Annotated in this window: 13 protein-coding genes; 7 read left to right on the forward strand and 6 right to left on the reverse strand. The window is 54.7% G+C overall.

All coding sequences use genetic code 11. The features are described from left to right. Window positions 1-85: 85 nt before the first annotated feature. Window positions 86-1,099, reverse strand: coding sequence for a hypothetical protein (locus Q1B13_RS06765; RefSeq protein WP_299799742.1), 1,014 nt, complete (start codon window positions 1,097-1,099; stop codon window positions 86-88). A 355-nt stretch (window positions 1,100-1,454) separates the two neighbouring features. Further along, window positions 1,455-3,014 (reverse strand): glutamine-hydrolyzing GMP synthase, encoded by a 1,560-nt coding sequence (guaA, locus tag Q1B13_RS06770; RefSeq protein ID WP_299078694.1) that lies wholly within the window; start codon window positions 3,012-3,014, stop codon window positions 1,455-1,457. A gap of 173 nt (window positions 3,015-3,187) precedes the next feature. On the opposite strand from guaA, the gene Q1B13_RS06775 reads away from it, so the two are divergent. Continuing rightward, window positions 3,188-3,886, forward strand: coding sequence for an MgtC/SapB family protein (locus Q1B13_RS06775; RefSeq protein ID WP_299078697.1), 699 nt, complete (start codon window positions 3,188-3,190; stop codon window positions 3,884-3,886). A gap of 145 nt (window positions 3,887-4,031) precedes the next feature. Next, window positions 4,032-5,576: a trimethylamine methyltransferase family protein gene (locus Q1B13_RS06780; protein ID WP_298932247.1), complete on the forward strand. Its 1,545-nt coding sequence runs from the start codon at window positions 4,032-4,034 to the stop codon at window positions 5,574-5,576. On the opposite strand, the gene Q1B13_RS06785 is transcribed toward Q1B13_RS06780, so the two are convergent. Next, window positions 5,577-5,876 carry a DUF6477 family protein gene (locus Q1B13_RS06785; RefSeq protein ID WP_299078700.1) on the reverse strand — a complete coding sequence of 100 codons (300 nt, stop codon included), beginning with the start codon at window positions 5,874-5,876 and terminating at the stop codon, window positions 5,577-5,579. Between the two features lie 240 nt (window positions 5,877-6,116). Between Q1B13_RS06785 and Q1B13_RS06790 the strand changes: the two genes are divergently transcribed. Together Q1B13_RS06790 and Q1B13_RS06795 are read left to right on the forward strand one after the other, a co-directional pair. Then, window positions 6,117-7,199 (forward strand): DUF6456 domain-containing protein, encoded by a 1,083-nt coding sequence (locus Q1B13_RS06790; RefSeq protein ID WP_299078703.1) that lies wholly within the window; start codon window positions 6,117-6,119, stop codon window positions 7,197-7,199. A 50-nt stretch (window positions 7,200-7,249) separates the two neighbouring features. Further along, window positions 7,250-8,173: a LysR substrate-binding domain-containing protein gene (locus Q1B13_RS06795; RefSeq protein ID WP_299078706.1), complete on the forward strand. Its 924-nt coding sequence runs from the start codon at window positions 7,250-7,252 to the stop codon at window positions 8,171-8,173. 45 nt (window positions 8,174-8,218) lie between these two features. On the opposite strand, the gene Q1B13_RS06800 is transcribed toward Q1B13_RS06795, so the two are convergent. Continuing rightward, window positions 8,219-8,767 carry a peroxiredoxin gene (locus tag Q1B13_RS06800; protein ID WP_299078709.1) on the reverse strand — a complete coding sequence of 183 codons (549 nt, stop codon included), beginning with the start codon at window positions 8,765-8,767 and terminating at the stop codon, window positions 8,219-8,221. Between the two features lie 262 nt (window positions 8,768-9,029). Here Q1B13_RS06800 and lipA point away from each other — a divergent pair, with 262 nt between their 5' ends. Both lipA and Q1B13_RS06810 read left to right on the forward strand, forming a co-directional pair. Beyond that, a complete protein-coding gene (gene lipA / locus Q1B13_RS06805; protein WP_299078712.1) occupies window positions 9,030-9,980 on the forward strand; it encodes a lipoyl synthase in 951 nt (316 codons plus the stop codon). After that, a complete protein-coding gene (locus Q1B13_RS06810; RefSeq protein ID WP_299078716.1) occupies window positions 9,977-11,119 on the forward strand; it encodes an amidohydrolase in 1,143 nt (380 codons plus the stop codon). Before lipA ends, Q1B13_RS06810 begins: the two co-directional genes overlap by 4 nt. 5 nt (window positions 11,120-11,124) lie before the next feature. On the opposite strand, the gene Q1B13_RS06815 is transcribed toward Q1B13_RS06810, so the two are convergent. Continuing rightward, entirely contained in the window at window positions 11,125-11,298 is a 174-nt protein-coding gene (locus Q1B13_RS06815) for a hypothetical protein (RefSeq protein WP_298932238.1), read from the reverse strand. Next, window positions 11,299-11,841, reverse strand: a complete 543-nt coding sequence (gene hpt, locus Q1B13_RS06820; RefSeq protein ID WP_298932236.1) for a hypoxanthine phosphoribosyltransferase — start codon at window positions 11,839-11,841, stop codon at window positions 11,299-11,301. 72 nt (window positions 11,842-11,913) lie between these two features. Here hpt and Q1B13_RS06825 point away from each other — a divergent pair, with 72 nt between their 5' ends. Continuing rightward, window positions 11,914-12,360 (forward strand): type II toxin-antitoxin system RatA family toxin, encoded by a 447-nt coding sequence (locus Q1B13_RS06825; RefSeq protein ID WP_299078804.1) that lies wholly within the window; start codon window positions 11,914-11,916, stop codon window positions 12,358-12,360. The last annotated feature ends 32 nt before the right edge of the window (window positions 12,361-12,392 follow it).

Consider the following 12,392-nt stretch of genomic DNA (forward strand, 5'->3'; position numbering starts at 1 on the left):
GACTTGGATTTACCGGAAAGTCACCCAAAATCAATATTTTCCAGGGTTGATGACCTTTCGAAGAAAGACCAGCGCGCTCAGAACGCTAGTTCAGGTCCTTTGCGAATTGCCGGGCTATTTCCAGGTTCCCCTTGGCGTTCACATGGCAGCAATGATCGATGTAGTGGTCTTCTTGAAAAAGTGCCGAGTAGTCTGTGAAACATCCAAGGCTTTGCGCTTTTGCCCGTATCTTCGGGTATACTTGATGGATTTGAGTTTCGTAATTGGCGTTATGGCTGAAGGGTTCCGAGCTCAACGTGTAAGGGTTCGGTTGAAGTACACATACAAACCGCGCGCCTTTGGATTGGACGATGGCTTCGGTCGCGGCCCAACTGTCTACAAGGAAACTGGCTACGTCTTCCGCGTATTCCTCTTCGTCACAACGGTTGAGCTCTGAGAAGTTTTTGTCGTTTGAGTTGGAATCCAACTTCTGCCCGATGCCTCTGGCAAAGCGATTGATAGATGAGGATTGAATTATGCTCCAAAGCGCCGAGGTAGATTGTGACTTGTTTTCCAAAGCCGCCTTTATGAAGCCTTCGCGGGGATGGCCGTTGGCGGAGTTTAAGCCAAGGCAGTTGTGGTAAACGTCATTCACGCCGTCGAAGAACACCACAGTGTCTCCGCTTTGAATGTCTGACAGATTGTTTAGAAGCCGGTTGAGGCTTTGTCGTGAATTGTATGCCTGCTCACCGTAGTTAATAGACGTTTTCCCGGACAATCCCGCAAATTGAGAGGGGATTGTGTTTTTGTCGGAAACGCTGTGGCCCCACATAGTGGACCCGCCGAAAAAGTGGACTTTCGTTGCACTTTCTGGTTCAGGGTTCGTCGTAACGCGCCTCAGGTCTTCGTCGATGTTCAGGGTTTTGCTGGAAATCATGGGGGATTCCCAGCCAACGAAGGCTTTGTAGGGGTAACCCTGAAAGCTTTCAGTGTCGTTTTGAAATTGAAACGTTTCTTCGTTTTGGTTCGGGTTGTCGGTCTTTTTTGAAGCCCTGCCGTCACTTGCCAGGTCCCGAACTGAAAATGCGGCAAACAGGATGACTTCGAGCGCGACCAACATCGTTAAAGTTAACAGACAAACGAAAAAAATGTTCTTGATCAGTGCCATAAAATACCTTGGGCGCTACTTGCTACAATTTGCTGCGATACTGCTATTTGAAAAAGGTCCGGTATTGTCTTCGGGGTCTTCTAGCAAAACATGCTGTGAGATCGGGATGCGGAATGCAAGCCAAACGTCGTTGTGACCAGTTTGAGTCACAAAGCGTCTGATGGTCCAACGGTGCCTGATTTGTTTGCGGCTGACTTCGCAACCGTGGTGCAGCATCAGCTTGGGGTAGGGTGGCTGCTCTATCAGATCTGAGCGCGGTGCACTTCACCGAGCGCAACGTGATCAACGCGTTCGTGAATCTGTTTGATTATTCCCACTCAATCGTGCCCGGAGGCTTTGAGGTAATGTCATAGGTGCAGCGGTTGATGCCCTTTACCTCATTGATGATGCGCGTGGCAGTCTCACCGAGGAACTCATGACTGAACGGATAATAGTCGGCTGTCATTCCGTCGACCGAAGTCACCGCGCGTAGGGCACAGGCATAGTCGTAGGTCCGGCCATCGCCCATGACCCCAACCGTGCGCACGGGAAGGATGGCGACAAAGGCCTGCCAGATATCGTCATATAGGCCGTGCTTGCGAATCTGGTCGATATAGATCGCGTCGGCCTCTCGTAGGATTTCCAGTTTTTCGCGGGTGATTGCGCCGGGACAGCGGATCGCAAGGCCAGGTCCGGGAAAAGGATGGCGTCCGATGAAGCTGGGCGGAAGGCCCAGTTCGCGGCCCAGTGCGCGAACCTCGTCCTTGAACAGCTCGCGCAGAGGTTCAACCAGCTTCATGCCCATCTTTTCGGGCAGGCCGCCCACATTGTGGTGCGATTTGATCGTGACCGATGGGCCGCCCGAGAATGAAACGGATTCGATGACATCGGGGTACAGCGTGCCCTGCGCCAGGAACTCGGCGCCGTCGATCGTGTCAGCATGTTTCTGGAACACGTCGATGAAAAGTTTGCCGATGATTTTGCGCTTGGTCTCAGGATCGCTCTGACCGTCCAACTCGCCCAGGAACAAATCGCTTTCATCGGCGTGGATCAACTGGATGTTATAGTTGTCGCGGAACATGCCAACGACTTCGGTGGCTTCATTCTTGCGCAGTAGGCCGTGGTCGACGAACACACAGGTCAACTGATCGCCGATCGCCTCGTGAATCAAGATTGCCGCGACCGAGCTGTCGACGCCGCCTGACAGGCCGCAAATGACTTTCTTATCGCCCACTTGATCGCGGATCTTGCGGATCATCTCTTCGCGATAGGCACCCATGGTCCAGTCGCCTTTGAACCCGGCCAATTTCACAAAATTTTCGTAGAGTTTCGCGCCTTTCGGGGTGTGGTGTACCTCGGGGTGGAATTGCACCGCATAAAAGTGGCGATCCGGATCTGCCGTGATGGCATACGGTGCGTTCGGCGAGGTGCCAAACACCTCGAATCCCGGAGCGATTTCACTGACATGGTCGCCGTGGCTCATCCAGACCTGTTCATCACCGTCAGCGAACCAGCCGTCCAGAATATCCACAATCTTGTTCGGGGTGACGAAGGCGCGGCCGAACTCGGCCGTGCCATGGCCGCTTTCGACCGTGCCACCAAGCTGATGCATCATCACCTGCTGACCATAGCAGATTCCCAGGATTGGCACGCCATAGTCGAAAATCTCTTGCGGAACGCGTGGAGAGCCTTCGCGAGTCACACTGTCCGGGCCACCTGAAAATATCACGGCGCGCGGGGACATTTCCCGCACGAAGTCCATCGTGACGTTTTGATAAGGATGAATTTCACAGTAGACATTCAGTTCGCGGAGACGGCGAGCAATCAGCTGCGTCACCTGGCTGCCGAAGTCGATGATCAGGAGGCGGTCATGGGATTTTTCACTCATGTGCGCGCCATAGGCCAAGCACGGTGGTTTCGCAAGAGCAAGGTCATCTTCCAGCTACCACAGATGGTATAGGGCGCACCGTAATGACTGGCCTATTGTAAATAATTTGTAACAGAAATATGACGATCTTCGGCCAACCGGGAGAGTTGGCGAAAACGAATTGGGAGGTGCGCGTGCCAATTGCTATTGAAATTGCCGCTCTGAATTTGGCCCTTGCACTGTTTTGTGGCGCGTTGATCGGGTCGGAACGTCAGGTTCGGCAACGAATGGCAGGCCTGCGCACGAATGCCTTGGTGGCGTTGAGTGCTGCTGCTTTTGTGGTGTTTTCAGCGCTTTATCCGGACGAAGTCAGCCCGACCCGGGTGGCCGCCCAAGTTGTGTCGGGGATCGGTTTTCTAGGCGCTGGTATCATCTTCCGGCACGGTTTCACAATTCATGGTCTGAACACGGCCGCGACATTGTGGTGTTCTGCAGCGGTGGGAATGATGGCTGGCAGCGGTGCCTGGATTTTTGCGCTGATGATGACCGGGTTCGTCATCTTCGTGAACCTGGGACTAAGGCCGTTAGTGAAATGGCTGAAGCGCACAACGCGGGCCGGTGTGCCGCTTACACAGGAATTCCGCATTTTGGTGCGGTGTGCTGCCAGTGATCAGACTCAAACACGAGCATCAGCTTTGCAAGCTCTGGCGCAAAATGGCGTGCGAATTGTTGGATTCGAAAAAGGGGCGAAAGACCACGACGGTATTCAAACCCTCGAGATTCTGGTGTCCAGCGAGGAACAGTTGGAAGATATTCAACATAAGATTGCGGCGCCTCTTATCCTTGAACCTGGTATTCTCAGTGTCGACTGGGAGATGGTTCCCGAGACTTGATGCTTAAATTCTAGGCGTCGCGTTTGGCGGTAAAGCGGCTGGCATGTCGCTTTTATGTTCCAATCGCCGTTATCTTCCAACGGTTGTCATCGACCGCGGGATAGACAGGAGCTCAATCAAGACATCCTGATCATGGGGAAAAAACATGGCTGAAGCAGCAGCACGTCGCCGGGGTCGCGGTGGAGGCGGAGCCGCCCGCAGGGCGGAGCGTACCGCGGTTCGGATCGAAACAGCAAAGTATATCGAACGCAACATTCCCAATTTCGAAGTTCTCAACGAAGAAGCGTTGGAGATCATCGAAACCAATGCAGAGACCGTACTGGAAGAGATCGGTGTCAACTTTGTTGACAACCCCGACGCTCTGGACCGGTGGCGCGATGTTGGGGCAGATATCGACGGTGAACGCGTGCGCATCCCGCGTGGTCTGGCGCGTGAGCTGATCAAGACAGCCCCCAGTCAATTTACACAGCACGCTCGCAATCCTGAGAAATCGGTTGAGATCGGCGGGCGCACTTTGGTCTTGGCACCTGTCTATGGCCCGCCCTTTGTGCGTGATGCCGAAGGCGGACGTCGCTATGCGACCATGGACGATTTCAACAAGTTTGTGAAACTGGCCTATATGTCCAAGTGGCTGCACCACTCGGGCGGTACAGTGTGCGAACCCACCGACGTCCCGGTGAACAAGCGGCATCTGGACATGCTGAAAGCGCATATGACGCTATCGGACAAGCCTTTCATGGGGTCGGTGACCGACCCAAGCCGCGCGCAGGATTCGGTTGAAATGTGCGAAATCCTCTTCGGCAAGGAATTCGTTCAGGAAAACACAGTGATGACCTCACTGACCAACATCAACTCGCCGATGACTTTCGACGATGTGATGATGGGCTCGCTTGAGGTCTATGCGCGCAATAACCAGGCCTGCATCATCTCGCCATTCATCGTGGGCGGAGCGATGGCCCCGGTTTCCGTGGCAGGTACACTGACACAGGTGCTGGCCGAGGTTCTGGCCGGTGTCGCCTATAGCCAGATTATCCGTCCGGGCGCGCCGGCAATCTTTGGCGCCATGGTGACGTCCATTGACATGAACTCGGGCGCGCCGACATTTGGAACGCCTGAGGCGTCACATATTACGTACGGCGCGGGCCAGTTGGCACGGCGTTTGAACTTGCCCTACAGGTCAGCCGGGTCATTCTGCGGATCGAAACTGCCGGACGCGCAAGCCGCCTATGAGACGGCGAACTCACTGAATATGGGTCTGTTGTCTGGTGTGAACTTCATGCTGCATTCCTGCGGTTGGCTGGAAGGTGGTCTTGTTGCGGATTTCGAAAAATTCGTCATGGATGCCGATCAACTGGGCGTATTGCATGGGTTGGCCAAGGGCGTGACGTATGACGAAAACGCTCAAGCCATGGACGCTATCCGCGAGGTTGGTCCGGGTGGCCACTATCTTGGATGTGATCACACGCAGGCCAACTTCAAGGAAGCCTTCTGGAAATCCGAAATGCTGGACTACAAGCCATTTGAGACCTGGCAGGAAGAAGGGTCCCGTGACACTCGTCAACTCGCCACTGCGCGGGTCGAGCATTTGTTGGCCAACTATCAACAGCCGCAAATCGATCCGGACGTAAATGCCGCGCTGGAGGCTTATGTTGCTGAGAAGAAAGCTTCCATGCCGGATGCCTTCACCTGATCAATTCAGGTGCGAGGCGCGGCTGGCCTGATACAGCTGCGCCTCGCCCAATAGCGCGATCAAAAGATCCAGATGTCGGACCAGAGAATAGGCTGCATCCTCTTCTTTTCGCTGCTCATTCACCTCTTTCTCCATTTCCATCAACCGCATAAGGGCCGACCCTGTTCCCGGGAGTGAGCCATAGCCCAGAATGCGTTGCAAATGCCGATCCCGATTGTAATCCAGCGCCCCGAATTTCGCGGCCCGGGCCAAAAGGCGCGGGCGGTGGAGAGTTGCGATCATGGTCATCAGGTCCTGCATGTCGTGTGTCCCTTATTCAAATTTTGACGCCTTGCTTGTCACACAACTTTAGCGGGCGTTGCTTTGATTGAACTCACTCCGAACGATGGTTTCACGACTGTTTATCTTTTTGAATCAAATCTGGTTCCCGCTCATCGGGGTTAACGAACGAGTAACGAAAGAATCTCTAGTTAGATTTGGTTAACTCAAACTCTGAGGGCGAAAAGTGGCAGTCTGTTTTGTCGACGAGGGTAAATAATTATGGAAAACAACGTGGCTTTAGCCGTTCCGGCATGGGTACCAGAAGGGGCACAAAGATACCTTGCTCATACCGAAACCGGTCGGTCTATTAGAGATATTGCGAGATCGGCAGGGTGCCATGCATCAACCATCCTCAGGCAAATCCGTCGTATTGAAACGCGGCGAGACGACCCGTTGGTAGATGCCGCCTTGCAATCGCTGGCCGAGACGCATTTTTCTGTGGCAGATGACCGGCGCGCACTTTCCCCCCAGATCAACGAAACCAGGGAAGAAGAAGAATTCGAACGCGAGGCTTTGCGTATTCTCCGACGCTTGTGTGAAACCGGGTCGGTTCTTGCGGTGGCCGAGGATATGGACAAGGCCGTGGTTGTACGCGACACCGGTGAGGCGGGGGCGACAAGAACGGCCGTTGTAGAATGCAAGATTGCGCAGGCTCTGGCGTTGAAGGATTGGATTTCCTGCGACAATCCCGGGCGGATATCCCGGTATCGCATATCAACGTCTGGTCGAACCGCGTTGAGTTTGTTGGTGGCCGAGGCAGAGAACAAGGCGCGCGCGCGCAATGAATTCGGAATGGCCGAGGTGCAAAGCCCATTTCAGGCGAACACTTCGGGTGCGCAACCTGATCGCATCCGGCGCATGCGCTACAGTACGGCCGAAAGCCCGCTGATCGCCTTGTCCCGCCGCCGGGATCGCGATGGAAAACCTTTTCTGGATGAGGCTTTGGTCAGCGCCGGCGAACGTCTTCGTGAGGATTTTGAGTTGGCGCAAATCGGCCCGCAGGTCACACAAAACTGGGACAGCTTTCTGACAGGGGGCGCGCGAGGAAGCTTCGACAGTGCCTCTCACGGCGGCAAAGGGTCATCTGATGCAAGGGATCGGGTCGCGCGTGCCTTGAGTGATCTTGGCCCGGGTCTGAGTGATGTTGCCCTCAGGTGTTGCTGCTATCTTGAAGGGTTGGAGCTGGCAGAAAAGCGAATGGGATGGTCTGCGAGATCCGGAAAAATCGTGCTTCGTATCGCGCTGCAACGTCTCAAGCGCCACTACGAGGATCAAGCCGAGCGTGACTGCATGATCGGGTGAAATCCATTTGGATCGCTTGCGAATTTGCGCTGGATTGATAATCAGGGATTATGGGTTTCACACTAAGACAGCTCCAGTACTTTCAAGCCGTTGCCGAACAACGAAATTTTGGTCGAGCGGCTCAGCTATGTAATGTATCACAGCCAGCGCTATCTGTGCAGATCAAAGCGTTAGAGGAAACTCTGGGTGGTATTCTGTTTGAACGTCAGGCAAGGGACATCTTGCTGACCCCACTGGGGCGCGATGTGCTGGATCATGCGCGCCAGGTTCTGGGTTCTGCGGATCGGTTGGATCAGTTTGCCCGGGACCATTCCGGCGGGCATCGATCGCTTTCGATCGGAATCATTCCAACGATAGCGCCCTATCTGCTTCCCGGTGTTTTGGCGGGATTGCGGGCCGGTGACGTCTCGCTCAGAGTGCAGATTCGAGAGGCACGGACCGACCGTTTGCTGGCGCTTTTGCGCAGTGGCGATATTGACGCCGCAGTTCTGGCATTGCCAGCAGGTGGACGTGAGTTTCAAGAGATTCCGTTGTTTCAGGACCAGTTTTTGCTAGCTGGAAGTGCGGCGCGGTTAGAAAGGGTGACCACGAGCCCTGAGATGTTGCGGCCCCTGGATCTAAAGGCGGCGCAATTGATGCTGTTGGAAGACGGGCATTGCTTGACGGATCAAGCGCTGGAGGTCTGTGGTCAGGACCGCGGTAGTGGGCAGATCAACATGGGGGCATCGTCGTTGGCGACTCTGTCGCGCCTTGTCGCCGAAGGGTTTGGCCTGACGTTGATGCCGGAACTGGCCGCGCGCTCGGAAACCGAGGCTGTGTCCGGTTTGAAACTGCTGCGCTTCGGCGCTCCGCAGCCGGCCCGCACAGTAGGGTTGGTGCTGCGCAATTCAACGTCTGAGGAGGATTGGTCAGGTCGACTGGCGCAGGTCATTCAGGATGTGGGCGAAAAGATCGTATCAGCCACGCGCGCATAAGAAGGCCCGCCAAGAGCGGGCCTGAAATCAACATGTTGTCTTTGCTTAAGTCAGCGCTGGTTCAGCGGCTCTTTCCAGATGTGCTATCAGGTTTTCGGGGGATGAAGCGCCGTATGGATCGTCCGGGCAGTTGTCCATTAGACCAGGCTCTTCAAACCACGCTTCAACAACACCGTCATTGATGATGGCTGCATAGCGCCAAGACCGCATGCCGAACCCAAGGTTGTCCTTGTCGACCAGCATCCCCATCTTGCGAGTAAATTCACCAGATCCATCGGGAATGACCTTGACCTTTTCCAAGCCTTGGTCCTTTGCCCATTTGTTCATGACGAAACTGTCATTCACGGACATACAGTAGATCTCATCAATTCCCTTGGCCGTAAAATCAGCGTGCCCGTTTTCAAATCCCGGCAATTGATAGGTCGAACATGTTGGCGTGAACGCACCAGGCAACGAGAACAGGATCACACGCTTGCCGGCAAAGAAATCTGCTGTTGTCATGTCTTCCCAGCGAAACGGATTGGGCCCTTCTAGCGAGCTGTCGCGAACGCGGGTATGAAAGGTTACATCGGGCAGTTTGGCACCGGATTTCATGTTCAATCTCCTGTGATTCACATGTGTTTAGACCGAGACCTAGTTCAGTTCTAAACTGCCTTCAATTGATGAAATGCCGCATTTGCAAATTCGTAGATACGTTCATTACTGGCTGAAAAATATGAATAAATACCCCCGTAGTCAGAGGTTTTCTGCAAGCGCAAAGTACGATTGCATAGCGGATATGCGCTGCTGGTGTAATCACAACGACTGGTTTATGTTATAGGTACACAAAGTTGACCCAAAGTCAGGAAAACTGCCCGTGCGCGATCTGAAGATCCCCGAACAACGTCACCCGGAAAAAGCCCATCGTCCGGATAACTCACAGCCTAAGAAACCCAGCTGGATTCGCGTCAAAGCCCCCGGTGGTAAAGGCTATGCCGATACCCGCCGTATAATGCGCGACAATAACCTTGTCACGGTGTGCGAGGAAGCCGGCTGCCCCAATGTCGGAGAGTGTTGGAGCCAGGGTCACGCGACTATGATGATCATGGGCGAAATCTGTACGCGCGGTTGCACCTTCTGCAACATCGCAACAGGTCGTCCGGATGCGTTGGATGTGTTCGAACCGGGGCGCGTGGCTCATGCCGTCGAAAAGCTGGGCTTGAACCACGTTGTGATCACCTCGGTCGATCGGGATGATCTCAAGGATGGTGGTGCGGAACATTTTGGCCAGACCATACGTGCGATACGGCATCGGTCTCCGAAAACGACGATCGAGATTCTGACGCCCGATTTTCTAAAATGCGACGCCAAGGTTCTGGAGACCGTGGTCGAAGCCAAGCCCGATGTATTCAACCATAATCTTGAAACCGTGCCGGGGCTATATCTCGAAGTGCGACCCGGCGCGCGCTATTTCCATTCGCTGCGTCTGCTGCAAAGGGTCAAGGAGCTGGACCCGTCGATCTTCACCAAATCCGGCATCATGGTTGGTTTGGGTGAGACCGAACAACAGGTACGACAGGTGATGGACGACATGCGTGCGGCTGATGTCGATTTTCTGACAATCGGCCAGTATTTGCAGCCAACGCCCAAGCATCACGGGGTGGACCGCTTTGTCACACCGGAAGAGTTCGCATCGTACGAAAAAGCAGCATATGGCAAAGGGTTCCTGATGGTATCGGCGACACCATTGACCCGGTCCTCATATCACGCGGGCGATGATTTCGCCCGTTTGCGGGCCGCACGGCAGGCAAAACTGGGACAAGCGTGACGCCGGAAACTCTCAAGCGCCTTACGGCCCTGCGCCGAGAGCTTCACCAATCCCCTGAAGTGTCCGGTCAGGAACAAAAAACAGCCGAGCGGATCGCTGAGTTGATTCAGAACGCGGGCGCTGATTTGGTCCTGACGGGGCTAGGTGGGCATGGCGTTGTGGCCGTGTTTGACAGCGGCATAGAAGGACCCGGTGTCGGACTTCGTTGCGAGTTGGACGCGTTGCCAATTCAAGAAGAATCCGATCTTCCTTACACATCGCGCATTCCTGGAAAGGGCCATCTGTGCGGCCATGATGGGCATATGGCGATGGTAGTGGGCGTGGCTGAGGCTTTGGGTATTGCACGCCCACAAACAGGCCGCGTGGTTTTGATCTTCCAGCCATCGGAAGAGACCGGCAAAGGCGCCGCTGCGGTTCGCAGTGACCCTCGGTTTTCAGACGTCGCCCCAGACCATGTATTTTCCCTGCACAACCTGCCGGGGTTGGATCTTGGCATCGTTGAAATCTGTGATGGGCCCGCCAATTGCGCGTCACGTGGGATGCGGATTGTTTTGACGGGTAAAACTTCGCATGCCGCTGCGCCGCAGGACGGGGTTTCTCCGGCTGCTGCACTGTCGAAGCTTATGCCTGCTCTGACAAAACTGGGGCAGGGAGGGCCGCTGGATCAAAACTACGCGCTGACCACCGTGACCCATGCAAGCCTTGGGGAACAGACATTTGGCGTCGCACCCGGACGAGCGGAACTGTGGGTGACCCTGCGCACGGTCACGGACACGCGTATGGCAGAGCTGATTGCCGAAGCAGAGGCGCTGGTTGCAAAGACATCGCAGGCTGAAGGTGTGAGCTCAGAAGTCACCTATGATGACGTCTTTGAAGCCTGCGCAAATCATATCGACGCCGTAAACATTCTGAATCAGGCGTGCGTGGAACGAAATGTCCCGGTTCGTCTTGTGAACGAACCGCAAAGATTCTCGGAAGACTTCGGGCAATTCGGCAAAAATGCAAAAACGGCTATGTTTTGGCTGGGTTCGGGGTCGGATCACCCGCAGCTCCACAACCCGGACTATGATTTTCCGGACGCGCTCATTCCAATCGGCACAGGGGTGTTTCTGGCCGTGATCCGTCGCATACTGGGGTAGTCGGATCAGCGCGGCGCGCGCGTCCATTCACCCGTGGCCCAATCGGGCCACCAGCCCATGTATTCGACCCCGAAAATCAGCAAGCACAGCAGAATGATCCCGAATACAAGTTGTACCCGCCGTTTCGACGGCGGGTTTCTCGCCCATTGGGACATGCGCAGGAAGTGGCGCGGGTTCATCTATGCCTCGGTGAATCTGACCTTGCCGATGAAGGGCAGGTTGCGGTTACGCTGAGCGTAGTCGATCCCGTAGCCCACGACAAATTCATCCGGGATTTCAAATCCGATCCAATCAGAGCGGAAATCGACCTCTCGTCGGCTGGGTTTGTCCAGAAGTGCGATGGATTTCAGACGTTTCGGACTGCGGCTGATCAACAGATTCGTGACGTGGTTGAGGGTGTGGCCTGTGTCTACGATATCTTCGACAACCAGCACATCACGCCCTTCAATTGCGCCTCTCAAGTCCTTGAGAATACGCACCTCTCTGCTGCTCTCCATCGAGTCTCCGTAAGATGAAGCTTCAAGGAAGTCCACCTCGATCGGCAGGTCCAGTTCGCGCACAAGATCGGCAATGAAGACAAAACTGCCGCGCAAAAGGCCGACAACAACAAGCTTGTCTGTGTCTCCAAACTCATCCGTTATTTCGCGGCAAAGCTCCTCAATCCGCGCGGCAATCGCCTTGGCCGAGATCATCTCATCTATCACATATGCGCGGTCACTCATCCCAGCCCCCTTGATCTTTGGCGCGCAACATACGACATGACGCGCCATTGTCATCTGAAAATACCGGACGCCATGCCTATCCATTCGGAAACACGTCACCTGCCTTATACCGCTCAGCAGATGTATGATCTGGTCGCAGACGTGGCCAAATACCCCGAGTTTCTACCCTGGTGCGCTGCGGCGCGCATCCGGAAGACCTACGAAGTCGGCGGGTCCCATGTGCTTGAGGCCGATCTGGTCATTTCGTTCAAAGTGTTTCGCGAACGATTTGGCAGCCGGGTTACGTTGTTTGGCGATCAAAAGAGAATCGACACTGAATATCTGGATGGCCCATTCAAATACATGAAATCCGACTGGCAGTTCGCGGATGCAGCGGATGGTGGCTGTGACATCTCGTTCCACGTCGATTTCGAATTCAAAAACGCCATCCTGCAAGGCATTATCGGTGTTGTCTTCAACGAGGCCATGCAGCGGATCGTTCGTGCGTTCGAAGCCCGCGCCAAAGAACTCTACAGCTAAGCCTTTACCAATGTTTCGCGCACGTTAGACTG

Source organism: uncultured Ruegeria sp., from assembly GCF_947489545.1.
Classification (GTDB): Bacteria; Pseudomonadota; Alphaproteobacteria; order Rhodobacterales; family Rhodobacteraceae; genus Ruegeria.